Source organism: Sphingobium sp. GW821-FHT02B05, from assembly GCF_059421905.1.
The window spans coordinates 195,784-218,131 of record NZ_JBWKVW010000002.1; the positions used below are offsets into that span (position 1 = coordinate 195,784).

The 22,348-nt window shown below is 63.4% G+C and carries 19 protein-coding genes; 14 read left to right on the top strand and 5 right to left on the bottom strand.

The features are described from left to right. Positions 1-49 precede the first annotated feature (49 nt). The 6 genes from fucP to AC07UX_RS10730 are packed head-to-tail and all read left to right on the top strand — an operon-like array spanning position 50 to position 6,377. The gene (gene fucP / locus AC07UX_RS10705) at positions 50-1,228 is read left to right on the top strand and encodes an L-fucose:H+ symporter permease (RefSeq protein WP_495191982.1); all 1,179 of its coding nucleotides are present in this window, start codon (positions 50-52) and stop codon (positions 1,226-1,228) included. Then, entirely contained in the window at positions 1,225-2,484 is a 1,260-nt protein-coding gene (locus tag AC07UX_RS10710; RefSeq protein ID WP_495191983.1) for an aldo/keto reductase, read from the top strand. Before fucP ends, AC07UX_RS10710 begins: the two co-directional genes overlap by 4 nt. Then, complete coding sequence (locus tag AC07UX_RS10715) at positions 2,481-3,683, top strand: UxaA family hydrolase (RefSeq protein ID WP_495191984.1); 1,203 nt, start codon at positions 2,481-2,483, stop codon at positions 3,681-3,683. The genes AC07UX_RS10710 and AC07UX_RS10715 overlap by 4 nt, the downstream gene beginning before the upstream one ends. Next, a complete protein-coding gene (locus AC07UX_RS10720; RefSeq protein WP_495191985.1) occupies positions 3,680-4,411 on the top strand; it encodes an SDR family oxidoreductase in 732 nt (243 codons plus the stop codon). The genes AC07UX_RS10715 and AC07UX_RS10720 overlap by 4 nt, the downstream gene beginning before the upstream one ends. Continuing rightward, a complete protein-coding gene (locus AC07UX_RS10725; RefSeq protein WP_495191986.1) occupies positions 4,411-4,755 on the top strand; it encodes an L-rhamnose mutarotase in 345 nt (114 codons plus the stop codon). The genes AC07UX_RS10720 and AC07UX_RS10725 overlap by 1 nt, the downstream gene beginning before the upstream one ends. An 11-nt stretch (positions 4,756-4,766) precedes the next feature. After that, positions 4,767-6,377: a DUF5597 domain-containing protein gene (locus tag AC07UX_RS10730; protein WP_495191987.1), complete on the top strand. Its 1,611-nt coding sequence runs from the start codon at positions 4,767-4,769 to the stop codon at positions 6,375-6,377. A gap of 168 nt (positions 6,378-6,545) precedes the next feature. Here AC07UX_RS10730 and AC07UX_RS10735 read toward each other — a convergent pair whose 3' ends face one another. The 3 genes from AC07UX_RS10735 to AC07UX_RS10745 are packed head-to-tail and all read right to left on the bottom strand — an operon-like array spanning position 6,546 to position 8,964. Next, positions 6,546-7,538, bottom strand: coding sequence for an SMP-30/gluconolactonase/LRE family protein (locus AC07UX_RS10735; protein ID WP_495191988.1), 993 nt, complete (start codon positions 7,536-7,538; stop codon positions 6,546-6,548). Beyond that, the gene (locus AC07UX_RS10740) at positions 7,535-8,638 is read right to left on the bottom strand and encodes a Gfo/Idh/MocA family protein (RefSeq protein WP_495191989.1); all 1,104 of its coding nucleotides are present in this window, start codon (positions 8,636-8,638) and stop codon (positions 7,535-7,537) included. Before AC07UX_RS10740 ends, AC07UX_RS10735 begins: the two co-directional genes overlap by 4 nt. A 29-nt stretch (positions 8,639-8,667) precedes the next feature. Continuing rightward, a complete protein-coding gene (locus AC07UX_RS10745) occupies positions 8,668-8,964 on the bottom strand; it encodes a response regulator transcription factor (protein ID WP_495191990.1) in 297 nt (98 codons plus the stop codon). Positions 8,965-9,273: 309 nt separating this feature from the next. On the opposite strand from AC07UX_RS10745, the gene AC07UX_RS10750 reads away from it, so the two are divergent. Further along, positions 9,274-10,620, top strand: a complete 1,347-nt coding sequence (locus AC07UX_RS10750) for a GntT/GntP/DsdX family permease (RefSeq protein WP_495191991.1) — start codon at positions 9,274-9,276, stop codon at positions 10,618-10,620. 13 nt (positions 10,621-10,633) lie between these two features. Further along, positions 10,634-11,311 (top strand): FadR/GntR family transcriptional regulator, encoded by a 678-nt coding sequence (locus AC07UX_RS10755; RefSeq protein WP_495191992.1) that lies wholly within the window; start codon positions 10,634-10,636, stop codon positions 11,309-11,311. 21 nt (positions 11,312-11,332) lie between these two features. Here the strand turns inward: AC07UX_RS10755 and AC07UX_RS10760 are convergent, their stop codons facing one another. Next, positions 11,333-11,812, bottom strand: a complete 480-nt coding sequence (locus AC07UX_RS10760) for a gluconokinase (RefSeq protein WP_495192283.1) — start codon at positions 11,810-11,812, stop codon at positions 11,333-11,335. A 225-nt stretch (positions 11,813-12,037) separates the two neighbouring features. On the opposite strand from AC07UX_RS10760, the gene AC07UX_RS10765 reads away from it, so the two are divergent. Together AC07UX_RS10765 and AC07UX_RS10770 are read left to right on the top strand one after the other, a co-directional pair. Continuing rightward, positions 12,038-15,061: a glycosyl hydrolase family 28-related protein gene (locus tag AC07UX_RS10765; protein ID WP_495191993.1), complete on the top strand. Its 3,024-nt coding sequence runs from the start codon at positions 12,038-12,040 to the stop codon at positions 15,059-15,061. Positions 15,062-15,198: 137 nt separating this feature from the next. After that, positions 15,199-18,177 carry a TonB-dependent receptor plug domain-containing protein gene (locus AC07UX_RS10770; protein WP_495191994.1) on the top strand — a complete coding sequence of 993 codons (2,979 nt, stop codon included), beginning with the start codon at positions 15,199-15,201 and terminating at the stop codon, positions 18,175-18,177. A gap of 88 nt (positions 18,178-18,265) precedes the next feature. Here AC07UX_RS10770 and AC07UX_RS10775 read toward each other — a convergent pair whose 3' ends face one another. Then, positions 18,266-19,414 (bottom strand): Gfo/Idh/MocA family protein, encoded by a 1,149-nt coding sequence (locus AC07UX_RS10775; RefSeq protein ID WP_495191995.1) that lies wholly within the window; start codon positions 19,412-19,414, stop codon positions 18,266-18,268. Positions 19,415-19,524: 110 nt separating this feature from the next. Between AC07UX_RS10775 and AC07UX_RS10780 the strand changes: the two genes are divergently transcribed. From AC07UX_RS10780 to AC07UX_RS10795, 4 genes are read left to right on the top strand one after another with little or no spacing between them, the layout of a single operon-like run. Next, positions 19,525-19,893 (top strand): c-type cytochrome, encoded by a 369-nt coding sequence (locus AC07UX_RS10780; protein ID WP_495191996.1) that lies wholly within the window; start codon positions 19,525-19,527, stop codon positions 19,891-19,893. Positions 19,894-19,895: 2 nt separating this feature from the next. After that, complete coding sequence (locus AC07UX_RS10785; RefSeq protein ID WP_495192284.1) at positions 19,896-20,939, top strand: sugar phosphate isomerase/epimerase family protein; 1,044 nt, start codon at positions 19,896-19,898, stop codon at positions 20,937-20,939. Between the two features lie 58 nt (positions 20,940-20,997). Then, positions 20,998-21,432: a hypothetical protein gene (locus tag AC07UX_RS10790; protein WP_495191997.1), complete on the top strand. Its 435-nt coding sequence runs from the start codon at positions 20,998-21,000 to the stop codon at positions 21,430-21,432. Next, positions 21,429-22,340, top strand: a complete 912-nt coding sequence (locus tag AC07UX_RS10795) for a hydroxypyruvate isomerase family protein (RefSeq protein ID WP_495191998.1) — start codon at positions 21,429-21,431, stop codon at positions 22,338-22,340. The genes AC07UX_RS10790 and AC07UX_RS10795 overlap by 4 nt, the downstream gene beginning before the upstream one ends. Positions 22,341-22,348: the final 8 nt, after the last annotated feature.

Below are 22,348 nucleotides of genomic sequence, written 5' to 3' on the forward strand. Positions count from 1 at the left end.
TCTGATGCACGGGCAGGGAAGCAGCATCGAACGGAGCAGCCGAGCGGCGATGGTCCTGACCACAGGCCTGTTCTTTCTGTGGGGTGTGGCGAACAATCTGAACGATGTGCTGATCGCGCATTTTCGGCATGTCTTTTCCCTGTCGGATTTCCAGTCCGGTCTGGTGCAATCGGCTTTCTATCTTGGCTATTTCTGTTTCGCCGTGCCCGCGGCGCTGGCGGCCGAGCGACTGGGTTACAAGGTTACGGTCATCATCGGCCTGCTGTTGTTTGGCGGCGGGGCGCTGCTGTTCCTGCCGGCCTCGGTTCAGCTTAGCTATGGCTTCTTCCTCTTTGCCCTGTTTGTCATAGCCAGCGGCCTTGCTTTTCTGGAAACCGCTGCCAACCCGATGGTGGCGGTGATGGGGCCGTCGGAAAGTTCGGCGCAGCGACTCAATCTGGCGCAGGCGTTCAATCCGCTGGGGTCGATCACGGGCGTGGCGCTGGGCGCGACGCTGATCCTGTCCGATGCGCCGGTGGAGGGTGCGGCGGGGGCGGCGGCCGTGCAACTGCCCTATCTTGCCATTGCGCTGGTCGTGCTGGGCTGGGCGGCTATATTGGCCTTTACCCGTTTCCCGGGCGCCGCGACTCATGCGGAGGGCGGTAACGGGCCGATCTTCGCGGGCTATGGCGCGCTTTTGCGGCGGCCGCGCTATCTGGCCGGCGTGGGTGCGCAATTTTTCTATGTCGGCGCGCAAGTCGGCATATGGAGCTACCTCATCCGCTATGCGGAAAGCGTTGTGCCGGGCATCGGCGCGCAGAAGGCGGCATGGTTGCTGACCTTGTCGCTGGCGCTCTTCATGATCGGTCGTTTTGCTGGTGCGGCGTTGCTGGCGCGCTTTGATGGCGCGCGGTTGATGGCGCTGTTTGCCGGTATCAATATCGCCTTGTCGCTGGTCGCGATCGGCGGTGGCATAGTCGGCCTCGTCGCGCTGGTCGCGACCAGCTTCTTCATGTCGATCATGTATCCGACCATCTTTGCCCTGTCGTTGCGCGACCTTGGCCCGCTGACCAAGGCAGGCGCATCGATGATCGTGATGGCGATTATCGGCGGTGCGGTGCTGACCATGGCGATGGGGCTGCTGTCCGATCTCGCCGGCACGATACGCACGGCGATGCTGGTGCCGGCGCTCTGTTTCGCGGTCGTCGCCCTCTATGCGCGGGCGGCGCGAGGGGAGGGGCGGACATGATCCCCAATCTGGGTATGGGCACGGCGCCGATCGGCAATCTCTATCGCGTCGTGGGTGACGCAGAGGCCTGCGCCACTCTGGATGCCGCCTGGGATGCGGGCATCCGCTATTACGACACGGCGCCGCATTATGGCTTTGGCCTGGCCGAACGGCGGCTGGGCGCGATGCTGGCGGTGCGCGATGCTGCGGGCGAAGCGATCGTCTCCACCAAGGTCGGGCGCCTGTTGCAGCCGACCGAGGCGGCGGGCGAGCGGCATGGCTTTGTGGACGCCGATCCCTATGAGCCCGTCTTCGACTTTGGACATGACGCGGTGCTACGTTCTTTCGATGGCAGTTGCGCGCGCCTGCGGCGCGACCGTATCGACCTGTTGCTGGCACATGATCTGGGCCGGCTGACCCATGGCGACGCGCATGCCGATCATCTGCGGGCCTTCCTCGACGGCGGCTATCGCGCGATGCGCGACCTGCGCGACGCAGGTGCCATCGGGGCAATCGGCATCGGCGTCAATGAAGTCGCGGTCTGCGACGAACTGCTCGATCATGTCGAGCTGGACATGATCCTTCTCGCCGGCCGCTACACATTGCTGGATCGCAGCGCCGAACGGTTGTTGGCGCGCTGTGCCGGGTTGGGCGTGCAGGTCATTGTCGGTGGCCCCTATAATAGCGGTATATTGGCGCGTGACCTTGGTGGACCGCTGCATTTCGACTATGCCGCACCCAGCGACGCGATCCTTGGCAAGGCACGGCGATTGTCGCAGGCCTGCGCGGACGCCGGCGTTTCGCTGCCCGCCGCCGCATTGCAATTTCCCTTGCGCCATCCAGCGGTGGTCAGTGTCATCCCCGGCCTGGTGGGGCCGGATCAGGTGGCGGACACGATGGCTCGCCTCTCTGCCGCCTTACCGGATCCGATCTGGCCAGCGCTCGACGTTGTGTTGAAAGACCCCTCCATGTTGCAGGACGACGCACGGATGATCCTGCTGCATCCGCACGACAATGTCCTCATCTGCGTCCGCCCGATTGCGGCCGGCGACATATTGCCAGCTTCCGGCGGCACCATTCCTGCGCGTGAAGGCATCGCCATCGGTCACAAAGTCGCGCGTGGGGTGCTGCATGCAGGGGACAAGGTCATCAAATATGGCGCGCCGATCGGGTCGATGATCGCCGACGCGGCTACCGGCGATTGGGTCCATATGCACAATATGAAAAGCGACTATATCAGCAGCCATACCCGCACGGCGCTGGAGGAGGGGGCATGATCCGCGCTTGGCAGAGGCAGGATGGACGCAAGGGCATCCGCAATTTCGTGGCGGTCGCCTATCTGGTCGAATGCGCGCATCATGTCGCGCGGCGGATCGTGGACAAGGCGGACGATCCCGATGTCCAGCTGATCGGCTTTCCCGGCTGCTATCCCAACGCCTATGCCGCCAAGGTGATGGAGGCGATCGCCACCCATCCCAATGTCGGCGGGCTGGTGATCGTGTCGCTGGGCTGCGAGAGCTTCAATCGCGAGCGGCTGCTGGCCGTGACGCGGGAGAGCGGCCGCCCCGCCGAACTGCTGGTGATCCAGGAGGCTGGCGGCACGGCAGCGACGATCGCGGCGGGGCAGGAAGCGGTGGAGCGAGTGCGAGCCGCCATCGCCGATGTGCCGCGCGCCGCCATGGGCGTCGAGGAACTGGTCGTGGGCACTATATGCGGCGGGTCGGACGGGACAAGCGGCATCACCGCCAATCCGGCTGTGGGTCGCGCGTTCGACCGGCTGGTGGCGGATGGCGCGGCCTGCATCTTTGAAGAGACAGGCGAACTGGTCGGCTGCGAAACCATCATGGCCGACCGCGCCCGCACGCCCGAACTCGCCGTCGCGATCGAGCAATGCGTGCAAAAGGCGGAACGCTATTACACCATCATGGGCTTTGGCAGTTTCGCGCCGGGCAATGCCGAAGGCGGCCTGACCACGCAGGAGGAAAAGTCGATGGGGGCCTATAGCAAGTCCGGCTCCTCCATCATCGATGGCATCTTGAAGCCGGGTGATCTGCCGCCCACGGGTGGCCTCTATCTGCTCGACGTGGTGCCCGATGGCGAACCGCGCTTCGGCTTCCCCAACATCTCCGACAATGCCGAGATCGTCGAACTGATCGCCTGCGGCGCGCATCTGACGCTCTTCACCACCGGGCGCGGATCGGTGGTGGGATCGGCGATTTCGCCGGTCATCAAGATCTGCGCCAATCCCGACACTGGCCGCCGCCTGGCTGCCGACATGGACGTCAATGCCGGCCGCATCCTGGAAGGGGAAGCGACGCTCGAACAGGTCGGTACGGAAATCTACGACAAGGTGCTCGCCGTCGCGGCGGGGACGCGCAGCATTTCAGAATCCCTTGGCCATCAGGAGTTTATTTTGACCTACAAGGCTTTCGATCCCATCGGTCCTGACTGCTTGCCCACGAAAGCGCGCGCATGAGCGGGCGGCTTGAGGGCAAGGTTGCGCTCATCACGGCGGCCGCGCGCGGCATCGGCCGGGCCACGGCCCAGCGTTTCGTGGCGGAGGGCGCGCGCGTGATCGCGACCGACCGCGATTTCGACGCGCTCGAAGGGCTGGAAGGCTGCGAATTGCGCGCGCTCGACGCGACTGACGGCGTGGCGGTGCGGGCGTTGGCGGCGGAGGTCGGCCCGATCGACATCCTCGCCAATATCGCGGGCGTGGTCCACGCAGGCAACATATTGGAATGCAGCCAGGACGATTGGGATTTCGCCCTCTCGCTCAACATGACCGCCATGTATCACACCATCCGCGCCTTCCTGCCCGCCATGGTGGAGAAGGGTGCCGGGGCGATCGTGAACATGTCTTCCATCGCGAGCTCGGTGAAGGGCATCCCCAACCGCTTCGCCTATGGCGCCAGCAAGGCCGGCGTGATCGGCCTGACCAAGGCGGTGGCCGCCGATTTCGTGGGGCAAGGGGTGCGCTGCAACTGCATCTGCCCCGGCACGATCGACACGCCCTCGCTGCAACAGCGGCTGCATGACACCGGCGATTATGAAGCGGCGCAGGCCGCCTTCGTTGCACGCCAGCCGATGGGGCGGCTTGGCCGCGCGGAGGAGATTGCAAATCTCGTCCTCTATCTCGCCAGCGACGAGGCCGCGTTCACCACCGGCGCGGTGCATGTGATCGACGGCGGCTGGGTCAACTGATGCGGCATGTCCTGCTGATCGATCTGGCCGACGATGCCGATGCCATCGCCCAATATGAGGCCTGGCATGCGTCGGGCGCGCTGCCTCCGGCGATCGGCGCCAGCATCCGGGCGGCCGACATCAGCGCGATGGACATCTACCGCAGCGGCAACCGCCTGGTCATGCTGATGGAAACCGGCCCCGGTTTCGACCCTGTAGCCAAGGCGGCGGCGGATGCGGCCGATCCGGCTGTGCAGACATGGGAAGCGCAGATGGATGCCGTTCAGCGCCCGCTCCCCTGGGCCGCGTCCGATGCCAAATGGACGCTCGCGACCCGTATCTTCTCCCTCGACGAACAGCCCTGAAAGGCCCTTTGATGACCCTTGCCCGGCTCCTGCTCGCCGCCACCCTCCTGTCGTCCACTACAGCTGTCTTCGCGCAGGGCGACACGCCGCATATCGAAACGCGCAACGGCAAGCACGCCCTGATCGTGGACGGCGCGCCCTTCCTGATGCTGGGCGGACAGGTCAACAACAGCAGCAACTATGCCGCTCCGCTGGAAAAGGTCTGGGCGACGCTCGACCGGATCGGGGCCAACACGGTCGAGGTCCCGATCGCCTGGGAGCAACTGGAGCCCAAGGAAGGGACGTTCGACTTTAGCTTCGTCCAGACCCTGCTCGACGAAGCGCGCAGGCATGACAAGCGGATCGTCCTGCTGTGGTTCGGCGCATGGAAGAATACGGGTCTGGCCTATACGCCCGACTGGGTGAAACTCGACAATCGCCGCTTCCCGCGGATGAAGACGAAGGAGGGCAAGGATCATGGCGTCCTGTCGCCCCATGGCGCCGCGACGCTGGAGGCGGACAAGCGCGCCTTCCTGAAGCTGATGACCTATATCCGTGATCATGATAGCCAGAATAGTGTCATCATGGTGCAGCCGGAAAATGAGGTCGGCAGCTACAAGAACCCACGCGATTATGCGCCCGCTGCGCAGAAATTGTTCGACGGTCCGGTGCCGGCCGTGCTGACGAAGGCGTTGAAGAAGCCGGGCGGCACCTGGGCCAGCGTCTTTGGCGATCAGGCCGACCGCACGTTCAACACATGGCATACCGCCCGCTATATCGAAGAACTGGCAAAAGCCGGCAAGGCGATCAAGCCGCTACCCATGTATGTCAACGCCTCGCTCGGCGATCCTTTCGCCAAACCCGATCCGATGGCGTTGTCGAGCGGTGGGCCGCAGGGCGACGTCATTGATATCTGGAAGGCCGCAGCGCCCTCGCTCGATCTCGCCGCGCCCGATATCTACGACCGGGCCAGCCGCAACGTGTTCAAGCATCTCGACCTCTATACCCGGCCGGACAATGCGCTGATGGTGCCGGAAATCGGCAATGCGGCCGAATATGCCCGTTATTTCTGGGCGGCGTTGGGCCGCGGGGCCATCGGCTTCGCACCCTTCGGCATGGATGCCACCGGCTATTATAATTATCCGCTGGGCGCCAAGAGCTTGGACGACAAGACCTTGGACGCCTTCGCCAGCAAATATCGCACCGTGGCGTCTGCCCCCTGGGCCAAGATCGCTTTCGACCACCCCGTCTGGGGCACTGCGAAGCCCGATGATGGCGCGCCGGTCAGCACGACGATGGGTGACTGGACCATCACGGCCAGCTTTGGCCAGTGGCAGTTCGGCCAGCGCGAATGGTTCCCCAAGGCCGACCTGCCCGCATGGGCGACCGAGCCGACCGGCGGCGTGCTGGTCGCCCAGCTATCGGCCAATGAGTTCCTCTTCACCGGCGATCATGTTCGCGTCGCCTTCGATGCCAAGCCGGGCAGCGCACCCGGCGGCATGATCGTCAAGGTGGAGGAAGGCCATTTCGACAAGGGCGGCTGGACCATGGATCGCATCTGGAATGGCGACCAGACCGATTATGGTTTGAACCTGATCGACCAGCCGGTCTGGATCAAGGTGACGATGGGCCGGTATAAGTGAAGCGGACCATGCCTATTTTGTAGAAATGAGAGGACAGCACGTCCGCGCAAGCGGCAACGAAGCTGAATCATACCGCCCTTCGTCCGGGCCGCCATGGGTTTGCCGTGCCGGTAACGAGCAGTCATTCCGCTCCAGCCATTCGCTTCGATGGAACGGAGCCGTGCACCGCTAAACCCGCAACGATATCCTTGCCAGCCTGTCCGACGATGTCAGGAACAGGCTGGCGCCGCCCTTGCCGAAACAGATGTTGGCGACCGCCTTGCCGGTGCCGATCAGACCGATCGGTTCGCCTTGCGGGGTGCAAATATGGACGCCGCCCGGCCCGGTAGCAAAGACATGGCCATGCGGACCAACCTTAATCCCGTCGGGCAAGCCCGGCTGACCCTGCGCCAATGCCGCGCTGAAATCGTGAAACAGCCGCTGCCCGGTCGGGCGTCCATCCGTACCGATGGCATAGGCTCGAACTTCCGGCTGCTTCTCGTCCGACAGCGCCAGATAGAGCGTCCGCCCATCCGGCGCCATCGCAACGCCATTGGGGCGACGATGGCTGTCGTCGATCAGCGTCACCCTGCCGTCCGGGGCAAGCATATAGAGGCCGTTATGCGGCAATTCGCGCAGGGCGGACTCATCCCCATCGGTAAAACCATAAGGCGGGTCGGTAAAATAGATGATGCCCGACGGTGCGATGCACAGGTCGTTGGGGCTGTTGAAACGCTTGCCATCGAACCGGTCGGCCAGGATCGTTCGCTTGCGAGTCCGAAGGTCGATGCGCATGATCGCCCGCGTACCGCTGTCTGCGGCGATCAGCGCGCCGTTCCTGTCGATGGTCAGGCCGTTCAGCCCGGCTTCGCGTACCCCCGCCGGGATTGCGCCCTGAAAGCCTGCGGGCGACAGGAATGGCTTTGCACCTTCGTCCGGACGCCAGCGATAGACGATGTTCGCGGGCGGATCGCTGAACAGCAGATAGTCGCCCTGTGGCACCCACACCGGCCCTTCGGCCCAGCGGAAACCCTCGGCCAGACATGCGACCGTTGCAGATGGGGGAATGATCGCGTCCAGCCGGGGGTCCAGCCGCTTGATGAAGCCGGTCGGGACAGGGGCTGCCATCGCCGCGACCGGCAGGCTCGCCAGACCCGCCAGCAATGTCCGCCGCGCGATCATGCGCCAATCCTTACGCTGCGGCCCTCGGCGGCGCTGCGGTAGATCGCCTCGATCACGCGCAGGTCGGCCAGTCCTTCTTCGCCCGCCACGACCGGCGTCGCGCCGCTGATGATGCACTCGGCCATATGGTCCAACTGTCCGGCAAACTGGGTCTTGCCCGTGGCGGGCAGGGTGCGGGGCGCCGTGACGCCATCCTTGCGGATGGTCATAACCTGCCCGGAATAGGATGTCGCGGGTTCCATCTCGATCCAGCCCTGCGTGCCGCTCACCCGATAGGCATTGTGGGACGAACTGTAGCTGGACACGCAACTGGCGACGATGCCCGATGGAAAGCGTAGCAGGAAATTGATCTTGTCCTCCACCGTGCGGAAGCGCGGATCGGTTTTGTCGGTGGATTCGATCGCGCTTACCGCCACCGGTTCCTCCCCTGCCAGATAGCGCGCGGCATTCAGGCTGTAGATGCCGATGTCCATCATCGATCCTCCGCCCGACAGGGACCGGTCGAGCCGCCACTGGTCCGGTCTGATCGGAAAGCCATGATCGGCGGTGATGATCTGCGTTCGACCGACATGCGCCGAGCGGGCGAGGTCGATCGCCAGCCGATTATATGGCTCGAACCGTGAGCGGTAGCCGATCATCAGCTTGGTCCCCGCCTTCTTGCAGGCGGCGATCATCGCCTCACATTCCGCCACCGATACGGCCATCGGCTTTTCGCACATCACATGCTTGCCGGCCTGCGCGGCGCGGATGCTATATTCGGCGTGCAGGCTGTTGGGCAGCACGATATAGACTACGTCGATATCCGGATTGTCGCGAATGCGGTCGAAGTCGGCATAGCTGTAGCGATGCGTTTTGGGGATGCCGTAATCCGCGCCATATGTGTCCAGCTTGGCGGGTGTCCCGCTGACCAGCGCAACCAGACGGGCATGGTCGCATGCCGCGAAATTGGGCATGATCTGGCGCGTGGCGTATGAGCCCAGCCCGACGATGGCATAGCCGATCTTGCGCGTCGGCATCGTCGCCGCGCGCGCATGCAGGCCGGTCAGCATCATGCCTGCGCCAAGGCCCGCCAATATCGCGCGACGGGAACCGTCCGTCATCCCATCCTCCCGGCCATGTAAGGGATCGTTCAGTCGCCTATGCGGACCAGGGCCGGGCGCAGCCAGCCCAGATTGCGGGCAGCGATCGCGGCCTGGGTCCGGTTGCGGACATTGAGCTTGCGCATCAGTGCGGTCATATGGACCTTCACCGTGGCCTCCGCCATGCCCAGCTCATAGGCGATCTGCTTGTTGAGCAGGCCTGAGTGAACGCAGCGCAGCACTTTCATCTGCGTCGGGGTCAGGCGAGGCGGCTCGGCCACCCTATGGTCGATACGTCCATATTCCTGCTGATCGAGACTATCGTGCAAATTCATTGCGAAGTGCATCCGTCCTCTCCCTGTTCGGTCCGACAAAGATGCGCCAGCTTTTTTGGCCTGCTGGCTGCGTCGGACTCGGTAACGCTAACAATAATAGAATCAGTCAGACAGCTTCAAGCTAAAAATGGCAATTATTTACGAAACATCTAGGATGGAGCCAAATATCCTCTATAATCTGTCTAACAGATTTTAAACCGCATGAGCGGAATCGCTGGATTTCAGCGAATTTTTGAAGGGGGAGAGGATGGCGCTATCATCATGTCATGCGGCTGCGGCTGCCGATTTGCTTTGCCGCTCCGGTCTTAAGGCGCAGGCGCGATGACCCCGGCGGATTATCGGCTGGTCCTGGCTGCGGTCGTCGGCATCGCCCTGTCCATCACCCTCATCATCCGGGGTCGCCTCCATCCCTTCGTCGGTCTGCTCTGCGGCGCATTCACGGTCGGGCTGCTCGCGGGCCTGCCGATGGAGGAAACGGCCAAGGCGGTCGAGAAAGGCGCGGGCGCCATATTGGGCGGCACTGGCCTGGTCGTCGCGCTGGGCCTTGGCCTTGGCGCGATGTTGCAATTGTCGGATGGGGCAGGCGGCCTGGCGCGTGCCGCGCTGCGGCTGTCAGGCGTGCGTGGCGCACCCTGGGCCAGCCTCTTCACCGCGATCGTCATCGGTCTGCCGCTTTTCTTCGAAACCGGCCTCGTCCTGCTGCTGCCGATCGTAGCCTCGGCGGCGGCGGCGCTGCCCGCCGGGCAAAATGGCGACACCGCCAAATTGCGGCTGATGCTGCCTGCGCTGTCGGGCCTGTCAGTGGTCCATGCGCTGGTGCCGCCGCATCCGGGACCGTTGCTCGCGGTCAACGCGCTGGGCGCCAATCTTGGCCTGACTCTCCTCTATGGCCTCATCATCGGCATCCCGACGGCCATCATCGCCGGCCCGGTGCTGGCGCGCTTCACGGCGCCCGGCGTCAAGCTCAACCCGCCCTTGCTCGATCCCGTCAAGATCGACGTCGCAACGCCTTCGGTCGGCCGCACGCTGACCGCCGTGCTGCTGCCGGTGGTGCTGATCGCCGCCGGTCAGGCGGTCGCGCTGCTGCCGTCCGGAATGGCTGCCCATTTCCATTGGCTCGCCTGGGTCAGTGATCCCGTCGTCGCCCTGCTGGTCGCGGTGCTGGTCGCGCTGCCCCTGCTGTTCGGGCGCCGCATCACCGACCGCACCATCCAGAACGCGATCTGGACCGAAGCGATGACGCCTGCGGGCGGCATCATCCTGGCGATCGGCGCGGGTGGTGCGCTCAAGCAGGTGCTGGTCACGGCCGGCCTGTCCGACATGCTGGTGCGCATCGCACAAGGCGGGGCGATTTCCCCGATCCTGCTGGCCTGGGGCGTGTCGGTCTGCATCCGCCTGGCCACCGGATCGGCGACGGTGGCGACCATCACCACGGCCGGCGTCATGCAGGGGCTGGTTGCGGCGTCGGGCGTGGAGCCGGAATGGATGGTCCTTGCCATCGGCGCCGGTTCGCTCTTCTTCTCGCATGTGAACGATCCGGGCTTCTGGCTGGTGAAGAGCTATCTGGGCACCGACATGCCCGGCACTTTCCGCACCTGGTCGATCATGGAGACGGTGGTGGCGATCGTCGGCCTGCTATTGGTGCTTGTCGCCAGCAGCCTCTTCTGACTAGGCGGACAATATGAGCCAGGCGCGTCTTTCCGATCATGTCTATGCGCAGATCGTCGATATCATAAAGTCGGACGATCTGGAGGTCGGCGCGCGCCTGCCCGCCGAGGCGCGGCTGGCGGAGATGTTCGGCGTATCGCGCGCGATCGTGCGGGAAGCGTTGATGCGGCTGGCGTCTGACGGCATTACCGAGGCGCGACGCGGCGCAGGCTCCTTCGTCAAGAGCCGCCCGTCCGATCGACTGTCCATGTTCATGCCGTCCACCGAATTGCCGACGACATTGGGCAGCTATGAAGTGCGTTTCGTGCTGGAAACGGAGGCGGCGCGTCTTGCCGCAACCCGCCGCACCGTACAGGAAATGGCTTATGTAGAGGAGGGGATGGAGATGCTCCGCACCGCCCTCCTCTCCAGCGAACCCGCTCATGTCGAGGATATGGAACTGCATCGCCGCATTGCCGAAGCGACGGGCAACCCAGCTTTCCTGATCGCCTTCGACGCGCTGCATGGTGATGTGGACAAGATCATGCGCGCTGGCGTCGATATCAGCCGGTCCCGACCGCCCGACGTCATCGCCACGATGCTGCGCGAACATGAGCAGATCGTCGCGGCCATCCGCGCCCAAGACCCCGAAGGCGCGGCGCTCGCCATGCGCTGGCATCTGTGGGAGGGGCGTCGGCGCCTGATGCCCTGATTTCGGGACGGTGCGGCGCGGTCAGCGGAGCCAGGCCATCACCCTGTCTCGCAATGCTTCCGGCGTGACATCGGTGGTCAATATCATTGTGCGCGCATCAGCGTCCGGCCGTTCCAATGTCGCAATCTGGCTGTCCAGCAGGGTGGCAGGCATATAATGTCCCGGACGGTTGCCCAGCCGCGCCAGCAATTTTTCCCGACTATTATCCAGCATCACGAACCGCACATGGGCGCCGATCGTGGATCGCAACCGGCTGCGATAGCTTTCCCGCAACGCGGAGCAGGCCGCGACCGCCGCGCCATATGTCTCACTCGCTGTCGCCGTCGCATGGCCCAGCCGGTCAAGCCAGGGCCAGCGATCCTCATCCGTCAGCGGCTGTCCCCCGCGCATCTTGGCGATGGCTTGTGGAGAATGGAAATTGTCGCCCTCCAGAAACGGGCAAGCCATGGCGTCGGCCAGCAACGCGCCCAGCGTCGATTTCCCAGAGCCGCTGACCCCCATGACGATGACGGCCAGAGATGGCGATCGGTCGGGCACGGCTGATGGGGATAATGATGGCGGCACGGGGGCGTCCCTTGCAGGCGAACGAGGCCGGTGGGCATCGGGGTGACATGCTTGCCTATAAGGGGGCGGGCGGGGGGCTGGAAACTACGACCTTTGTCGCAAGTGCCAAAACCTGCCCCGGCTTCTAGCCCTCCACGCACGATAATATTTGGAGAGGCGGCTATGATCCGACGCACCATGATCGCGGCTTTGCTGGCAGCGACGACCCTGACGGCCCCGGCCTGGGCCGCTGGCCCGTCCGTCTTCCCGACCGCACCCGACGAACCCCATGCCGTCACGGTCAGGGCGAAGGGTGATGGCAAGGCGGATGACAGCGCAGCGATCCAGCAGGCGTTAGATCAGGCCCGCGACAAGACCGGCCATGGCATCGTCTTCCTGCCATCGGGCACCTATCGCATCACCCGTTCGTTGATCGTGCCGGCGGGGGTGCGTGTCTATGGCGTCGGCCCGACCCGACCGGTCATCCTGCTGGGCGCCAACACGCCGGGCTTTCAGCAGGGCGTATCGACCATGGTCATCTTCGCAGGCGGCGATCAGTATCAGGTCGGCAAGGTGCCGGTCCCGGTCCCGACCGTGGTGCCGCGCGACAAAATCGTTCGCGACGCCAATTCGGGCACCTTTTATTCCTCGATGAGCAATGTCGATATAGAGATTGGCGCGGGCAATCCCGCGGCGGCCGGCGTACGGTTCCGCATGGCGCAACATGCGTTCCTCAGCCATATGGACTTCCGCCTCGGCACGGCCTTTGCCGGCGTCTATCAGGCCGGTAACGTCATCGAAAATGTTCATTTCCAGGGCGGTCGCTATGGCATCGTCACGGAAAAGACTTCGCCCGCCTGGCAGTTCACCCTGCTTGATTCCACGTTCGACGGCCAGCGGGACGCCGCGATCCGCGAGCATGAAGTCGACCTGACCCTGGTCAATGTCACGATACGCAACACGCCCGTCGGGATAGAGATCGACCGCGGCTATGGCGACAGCCTCTGGGGAAAGGATGTGCGCTTCGAAAATATATCGAAGGCGGGCGTCATCATCTCGAACGAGAAGAATGTCTTCACCCAGATCGGCTTCGAAAATGCTCTTGTCGTAAACAGCCCGGTCTTCGCCCGCTTTCGCGACAGCGGCAAGACGGTAGGTGGCAAGGGCAAGGCGTATAAGGTCGCTCATTTCTCCTACGGCCTCGCCATCCCGGATCTGGGCCATACCGGCGACTATAAGGTCGAAGCCGATATCCGGTCCTTGCCTGCGATGCCCGCGCCGCGCGAAGCCGCCATCCGCGACCTGCCGCCGATGGCGGAATGGACCAATATTCGATCGCTAGGCGCGATGGGCGATGGCAAGGCCGACGATACCGCCGCGATCCAGAAGGCGATCGACAGCCACCGCATCCTCTATTTCCCGACCGGTTTCTACAAGGTGACGAACAAGCTGACGCTGCGCCCGGACAGCGTGCTGATCGGCCTGCATCCGGCCATCACCCAGCTCTACATTCCCGACGCCAATCCCGCCCATGCCGGCCTGGGGGCGGTATTGCCGATCCTGGAAAGTCCCAAAGGCGGGGACAATGTTCTTTCGGGCCTTGGTCTCTTCACCGGCCGCATCAATCCGCGCGCGTCCGCGCTGCTGTGGCGATCGGGCGAGAAGAGCCTGGTCGAGGATGTGAAGATCATGGGTGGCGGCGGCACGCCGACGGCCGATGGCAAGATGCTGGGTGCGCTGCGGGTCAATACCGGCGATCCGGTTACCGACGGCCGCCTGGACGCGCAATATCCCAGCATCTGGGTGACGGACGGGGGCGGCGGCACCTTTGCCGACGTGTGGAGTCCCAACAGCTTCGCGCAATCGGGCCTGCACATCACCAACACAAGCACGCCCGGCCATGTCTATGAAATGTCGGTCGAACATCATGCGCGCAACGAAATCGTGCTCGACAATGTGCAGAATTGGGAGTTTCTGGCGCCGCAGACCGAGCAGGAGGTCGATGACGGGCCGGATGCCATTTCGCTCGACATCCGCAATTCGAAGAATCTGCTGTTCGCCAACTATCACGGCTATCGCGTGACGCGCACCTATGCGCCCGAAAAGAGTGCGGTGAAGCTCACCAACTCCAGCGACATCCGGTTCCGCAACGTCCACATCAACGCAGAGAGCGGCTTTGCCACCTGCGACGATGAAGGATGCGGCACCTTCCTGCGCGCCAGCAAATATCCGTTCGACAATGCGATCGAGGATGTAAGCCGCAAACAGGTCGTGCGGGAGCGGGAATTTGCCAGCCTGGACATCGGCGCGGCTGATCGCAAGATCCCTGTCGCGGCGCCCGGCAGCGCCGGGGTGGAGAAGCTGGAGGACGGCTTCTGGTCGATATCCGGCGCGGCTGTGGATGCGAAGGGCACGCTTTATTTCATCGACCGCCGCTTCCAGCGCATCCATCGCTGGAGCGAGGCCAAGGGGCTGGAAATCGTGCGCGACAATGCGCTCGACCCGGTCAATCTGGCGATCGACAGGTCGGGTCATTTGCTGGTCCTATCGTCGCTGGGCGCAAAAGGCGGCGTCTATTCGCTCGACCCGGACGGGCCGAAGGATCAGATGACGCTGATCCAGCCGACCCCGGTCCACACGGGCGGCGCGGTAAAGACGCTGCTGCCGGTCAACTGGTGGAATAATGGCGAGTTTCGGGATCAACTGGATCATAAGACCTATGAATTCACCACACTCGCCGAGATGTTCGCGCGCGATGTCGGTACGCCCAAGGCAAAGGAATATCTGTCCCCCGACGGCAGCCTGTCGCTGCCCGCCTTCCGCACATGGCAACAGGGTCCGATAGACCATACGGGCTGGCGATGGTCGGACAGCCTGAATGCACATGGCTTCGTTGGCGGGAAGCCGGGCGAGCGCCTGTTCGTCACCAATGGATCGGAAAATGTGACCTATAGCGGCACCGTGGGCGCTGGCGGCACGCTCACCGACCTCAAGCCCTTTGCCAATCGCGGGGGTGAAAGCGTCGCGGTCGATGGTCAGGGCCGCGTCTATGTTGCCAATGGACAGGTCTTTATCTATGGCCAAGACGGCAGGGAAACAGGGCGGATCGACGTGCCCGACCGTCCCTTGCAGATTCTGTTCGGCGGACCGGACAAGCGGACGCTCTTCATCCTGACGCATCACGCGCTCTATGCGGCAAAGCCCTGAAATCCGGGCTTGGCCAGGCATCTACGACCTATGTCTTAAGTGCGGCCGGCCCGGTGCACGGATAGGCTTTGCATAATCGCCCGCCATGGGCGGCACCGGCTCCGGGAGGGTGGCCGGATATAAAAGGGGAAGGATCAATGACAGTGACGATCGCAATCCATCGGCAACTGGCCGGCGTCAGCCTGGCGGCGGTGGCGACCATGGCGCTGGCTGGTCTGGCACAAGCCCAGACGGCAGCTGCGCCGCAGCCCGCCAGCATCGCCGCCCAGGACCAGACCGACGGCGCAGCGCCCCGCACCGCCGACATCATCGTCACCGGATCGCGCATCACCACCAGCGGCTTCAACGCACCCACGCCAACGACCGTGATCGGCGAAGAGCAGATCGCCAACAATGCGCAGCCCAACATCTTCAACACCATTGCCCAATTGCCCTCGCTTCAGGGATCGACGGGGGCAGCGACCGGTACCTTCAGCACCTCCAGCGGTCAGCAGGGCCTCAGCTCCTTCTCGCTCCGCGGCCTCGGCCCGATCCGCACTCTCACGCTGCTCGATGGCCAGCGCGTCGTCGGCGCGAACGTGACCGGCGTGCCGGACATCAGCATGTTCCCGCAACTGTTGGTGAAGCGCGTCGATGTCGTGACCGGCGGCGCTTCGGCTTCTTATGGTTCGGACGCCGTCGGCGGCGTCGTCAATTTCATCACGGACACGCATTTCGAAGGGTTCAAGGGCAATCTCCTGGGCAGCATCACCAAATATGGCGATGATGAAACCGCGCTGGTACAGGCGGCCTACGGCAAATCCTTCATGGACGATCGTCTGCATGTGGTGTTGAGCGGCGAATATGATCATGAAGGGGGCGTCGGCGCCGGCGATTTCGGCACGGACCTGGCCGGCAGCCGCAACTGGTATCGAGCCACGACCTTGATGAATACCGGCAACGTCAGCAACGGCCTGCCGCAGTTCAACTATCGCGACTATGCGCAGCCCTACCAATATGCCCGCTACGGCCTCATCAACAACGGCCCTTTGCAGGGCATCGCCTTCGCCCCGGATGGCACGCCCTATAATTTCAACTATGGTTCGAACGGTGTCCCGACCGGTACCGGCGCTGTCACCAACTGCTATCGCGGGAACAGCTTCTGCGAAGGCGGCGATCTGACGGGTGCGCCGGGTTCGGGTGCCTCTCTAAAGTCGAAACTGGAGCGCATCAACGGCTATGGCCGGATCGGCTTCGACTTCGCTCCGGATAATGAAGCCTATGTCACCGTGAACGTGGCGCAGGTGAAAACCAACAACCAGCCCAGTCCCGGCTATGGCCGTGCCAGCCTGACCGTCCAGTGCGCCAATCCCTACCTGCCCCAATCGGTGCGCACTGCCTGCGGGACGGCCGGCATCACCGCCTTTGGCTTCGGGTCGAGCAACGCCTCCTTCCCCGATCCGCAAGTCTATACCGATCGCAAGCAATATCGCTTCGTTGGCGGGTTGAAGGGCAAATTCGAGCTGGGCGGTACCGACTGGAATTACGACGCCTATTATGAACATGGCATCACCATTTCGGACATTCGGGTCCGCGATATCGTGTTGCAGAACCGCTATGTCGCCGCGACCAACGCGATTACGCTCAATGGCGCGATCGTCTGTGCCGATCCGGTGGCACGCGCCAACGGATGCCAGCCGATCAATATCTTCGGCAATTTCGCACCTTCCGCGTCGGCGCTCGCCTATGTCGCGCCGCATGAAAATGGCCCGTTCCAGCATACCAAGCTCACGCAGGACGTCGCCAGCCTGAACTTTTCGGGCAACCCCTTCGATCTGTGGGCAGGGCCGGTATCGGTCGCCTTCGGTGGCGAGTATCGCCGCGAATTTTACCGCGTGAATGCAGACCCTTATGGGGCGGGCGTATCGCCGCTCAGCCCGAACAGCGAAGCTTACCCCGCCGATCCGCTGTTGAATTCCACATTGGGCAGCAACTGGGCGGCCGGCAACTACAAAAATGGTCGTGGCAAATATGAGGTCTATGAAGGCTATGTCGAGGTGGACCTTCCCATCTTCGACAGCGCGTCATTGGGTCGGGCCAATCTGAACGCGGCGGGTCGCGGTACCCATTACAGCACGTCCGGCACCGTCTGGACCTGGAAGGTCGGCGGCACCTGGGACACGCCGATCAGCGGCCTGCGGTTGCGGGCCGTCACCTCGCGCGATGTGCGTGCCCCCAACCTGTCGGAACTGTTCGCCGCGCCCACGGTCACGACGCTGCCGAATTTCGCCAATCCATTTACCAATCCGCCATCTGCCGTCCAGATATTCCAGAACACCATAGGCAACCCCAATCTCAGGCCGGAAGTCGCCCGGAATACGGAACTGGGCGTGGTGTTGGCCCGTCCGCAATGGCTACCTGGCCTCAGCCTGTCGTTCGACTATTACAATATCAAATTGAGTGGCGTGGTGTCGTCGCTGTCGGCGGACCAGATCGTTCGCTTTTGCGCGGACGGCAATCAGGCCTTTTGCGGTGGCTTCCAGCTGGACGGGGCGCAAGGAACTAACTTCGTCAATGTTCAGCCGTTCAATCTGGCGTCCTGGAAAACCAGCGGCTTCGATATCGAGGCCAGCTATCAATGGCAGCAACCGCTCGGCCTGCCGGGCAGCTTCACCGTGCGTGCGCTGGGCACCCATATCCAGAAATTCATCGTCAGCGCGGGGATCGCGGGCGTCGATCCGGTCGATCAGGCGGGCGCCAACAACGGTAACACGCCCGACTGGAAATGGCTGGCGGTTCAGACCTATGACAGTGGCCGCCTGACCCTGACGGTGCAGGAACGCTGGTTCAGCGACGGCACCTTCGGCAATCAATATGTCGTTTGCCAATCGTCATGCCCGGTATCGACCGGCAATCACCCGACGATCGATCGCAACAAGATGAAGGGCGCCTTCTACGTGGATGTCGGTGCCACCTTCAAGCTCAACGAGCAGCTGAGTATTTATGGCAAGGTCGATAATCTGTTCGACAAGGATCCGGTCGCTTCGCCCCAGACCAATACCGGCCTGGACGTCAACCCGGCGCTATATGATACGCTGGGCCGCATCTATCGCGCAGGCGTTCGCTTCAACTTCTGATCGCACCTGTTATCCCCCAAACTCGTCCCGGTCCTGCACGGCCGGGACGTTTCTTTTCGACAGTGGCGGGCGGCAGCGGCGATCGGGTTCAGCTATGCGAAACCATGCTCCATTTCTGGTTGGACGCGGCGTTGGCGATCACGGTTTCCACAAAGGTCATGGTGCGCAGTCCGGCCTCGATCGACGGGAACCCGTCCGTGGTTTCCCGTGTGCCCGTCCGGATGCGGGTTGCGAACAGACGATAGAGATTGGCGAACGCCTCTATATAGCCTTCGGGATGCCCGGCCGGCGTGCGCAGGCGCGGCAGGGTGGATGGGGCAAGGCCCGGCCCGCCAGCGCGCACCAGTTCCGTCGGTCGATCCAGCCAGCGCAGGGTCAGCGTATTCGGCTCCATCTGCGACCATTCCAGACCGCCCTTTTCACCATGAATACGCAGCTTCAGTCCGTTTTCATCACCGGCTGCAATCTGGCTGGCCTTGAGCGTACCCCGCGCGCCATTGTCCAGACGCAGCAATATGCTGACATCATCGTCCAGCCGCCGACCCTCTACATGGGTGGTCAGGTCGGCGCACAGTTCGCGCACCGCCAGGCCCGAAACATGCTCGGCCAGGTGAAAGGCATGGGTGCCGATATCGCCCAGGCAACCGCCAAGGCCCGCGCGCGCAGGATCGGTGCGCCATTCGGCCTGTTTGTTCCCGTCGCGGTCGATCGGCTGGCTCAGCCAACCCTGCGAATATTCGACCTGGACCAGCCGGATTTTCCCGAAATCGCCGCGCGCCACCCGCGCCCGCGCTTCTTCGACCAGGGGATAGCCGCTATAGGTAAAGGCCAGGCCGAACTGGCGGCCGGACCGCGCGGCGGCTTGTGCGATCTGCCGGGCTTCCGCCGAACTGAGCGCCATCGGCTTTTCGCAGAACACATGAAAGCCTGCATCCAGAGCCGCGATGGCCATCGGCGCATGCAGATGGTTAGGCGTCACGATCGACACGGCGTCGATACGGCGGTCGTCGGGCAACGCCGCTTCGGCGGCCAGCAGCGCATCGAGCGAACCATAAACCCGCGCATCCTCGATGCCCAGCGCGGCGCCCGATCGTTGGTTGCGTTCAGGATCGCTGCTGAATGCGCCGGCCACCAGCTGCCAGTCACCGTCCAATGCGGCGGCTGCGCGGTGGATCGCGCCGATGAACGCGCCTTCGCCACCGCCCACCATGGCCAATTGCAAAGCCCGTGCCGTCATCTCTCCCCTCCTTCATTTCCGATCAAAGATAGCGCCATCATTCTTGGCCTTGATCTGTCATGATTTACCGGTAAATGAATAGCAAGAATAAAGGAAATGGAGAGTCGAGGATGCGCAGGGTAGCAAACCTCAAACGGGTTCTGGTCGCCATCATGGCGATGGGCATCACCACATCGGCCAGTGCGCAGACCGCACCGCCGGCATTTGGCGCGTGCCGCGCCTGCCATAATGTTCAGAAAGACGGGAAAAGCGGGATCGGTCCCAATCTCAACGGGGTCGCGGGTCGTCCGGCGGCATCGCTGCCCGGCTTTACCTATTCGGCCGCGCTCAAGGCGTCGAAGTTGCGCTGGGACGATCAGAGCCTGGACGCATTTCTGGCCGCGCCGATGAAGAAAGTACCCGGCACCCGCATGCCGATCGGCACGCCCGATCCGGCCAAACGCGCAGCTATCATCACCTATTTGAAGAGTCTGAAATGACCATGCGAGGCCCTGCCATCTTTCTTGCCCAGTTCATGGGGGATGCGGCTCCCTTCGATACGCTGGACAATGCGGCGCGCTGGATGGCGGCGGCGGGTTACAAGGGTGTTCAGGTCCCCAGCAACGATCCGCGCTGCATGGATCTGGCGCTGGCTGCGGACAGTCAGGATTATTGCGATGACCTGGCTGGACGCTGCCGCGAGGCAGGCGTCGAGATTACCGAATTATCGACCCATTTGCAGGGCCAGCTGGTTGCGGTCCATCCGGCCTATGACGCGGCTTTCGACAATTTTGCGCCGCCGCAATTGCGCGGCAAACCCGCAGAGCGGCAGGCCTGGGCCGTCGACCAGTTGAAAATGGCGGCCAAGGCGAGCCGGCGCCTGGGCCTCAAGGCGCATGCGACCTTCTCCGGCGCCTTCGCCTGGCCCTTCGTCTATCCCTGGCCGCAGCGCCCGGCGGGCCTGGTGGAGGAAGCCTTTGCAGAGCTGGGTCGTCGCTGGCGCCCGATCCTGGATGCGTTCGAGGAAGAGGGCGTGGACCTGTGCTACGAATTGCATCCGGGTGAGGATCTGCACGATGGCCTGACCTTCGAGCGGTTCCTGGAGTCCGTCGGCGGCCATGCGCGCGCCAACATCCTTTATGATCCCAGCCATTTCGTGTTGCAGGCGATGGACTATCTTCAGTTCGTCGACATTTATCACGACCGCATAAAGATGTTCCATGTCAAGGATGCGGAATTCAATCCGACCGGCAAGGCCGGCGTCTATGGCGGCTATGCCGACTGGGTGGATCGTCCCGGTCGCTTCCGCTCATTGGGTGACGGACAGGTCGATTTTACCGGCATCTTCTCGCGCCTGACCCAATATGGCTATGATGGTTGGGCCGTGCTGGAATGGGAATGCTGCCTGAAACATCCGGAAGACGGCGCACGTGAAGGCGCGCCTTTCATCGAGGCGCATATGATACGCCGGCCCGAACGCGCCTTCGACGATTTTGCCGGAGGCGGCGATCCTGCCAACAACAAGCGGTGGTTGGGACTGGCCTGACGGCGACGCATAAACCCCAATAATAACATCATATGGGGCGAAGGGTAGAGGAGCGGGCATGACAGGCATAAACCGGCAGAGGCTATCTGGGCTGAGCGTATTGGCGCTTTTTACCGTGTCGATGAGCGCTTCCCTGCGCGCCGCGATAGCGAACAGCCTGAAGGCGGAATGGATCGACCCGATCGCACCGATCGCGGCGAGTGAGATGATCGGCGTTGCGCTCGGATCGGCCGGGGCGCTGGCCAGCTTTTTCGTCCTGCCGCGCCTGGGTGAAATGTTCGAACAGGCAAAGGTGGAAATTGCCGGTGGGTCCGAAGCGTTCACCCGCCTGACCGGCGAAGCTCTGCGGACGGTCGAGGACGCCGCTGCATCGCAGTCCTTTGCCTGGCTGACCTTCGTGCCGCTGATCCTGCTCGTCGTATTCGGCGGCGTCTGGTTGGCGGAACGACGTGCCGGTCGCCGATCGGCGCATATGGCGGAGGGCGCGGCATGAGCCTGTCCCGCCGCGCGATGATTGCCGCCGGCCTGGCGACCGCAGTGACCCCCCCCATCGCCGCGGCCGGAAAGGGCGGCTCCAACGCCGCCCATTTCTCGCTGGCATACGCGCCGCATGAAGGCAGCTTTGCCAGCCGGGGCGGCCTGATGGAACAGATCGCCTATGCCGCCGATCAGGGTTTCCGTGCGTGGGAAGATAATGAAGCCCGCGCCCGCCCGGTCGAACAGCAGGCGGCGATGGCAAAGGCGCTCGCGCAGCGTGGCATGACCATGGGCGTATTCGTCGCCTCCATGCCCAAATGGGCCGATTTCCGTCCGCTGCTGGGCAGCAACGACGATGCCGAGCGCGACGCCTTCCTGGCCGACGTCCGCTCTTCGGTGGAGGTCGCCAAACGCCTCAACGCCAGGCATATGACCGTCGTCACCGGCTTCATGGATCGCAAGCTGCCGCAGGATATTCAGACCGCCCGCATCATCGACTGCATGCGCCGCGCCGGCGATATCGTGGCGCCCCATGGCCTTGTGCTGGTGATGGAACCGCTCAACACCCGGACGAACCATCCCGGCATCTTCATGCAGTCGATCGCGCAGGGCTATGCCGTCGCGCGCGGCGCGAACAGCCCCGGCGTCAAGATTTTGGCGGATATCTATCATGAGCAGATCCAGTCGGGGAACCTGATCCCGACGCTCGACACGTGCTGGGCGGAGATCGGCTATATCCAGTTCGGCGACAATCCCGGGCGCAAGGAGCCGGGCACGGGCGAGATCAACTATGCCAATATCGTACGCTGGCTGCGTGGCCGCAATTACGCAGGCGTGATCGGCATGGAACATGGCAATTCGCAGGCTGGCCGCGAAGGCGAGGATCGCTTGATCGCCGCCTATCGCGCCATCGACAAAGCATAGGACAGGAG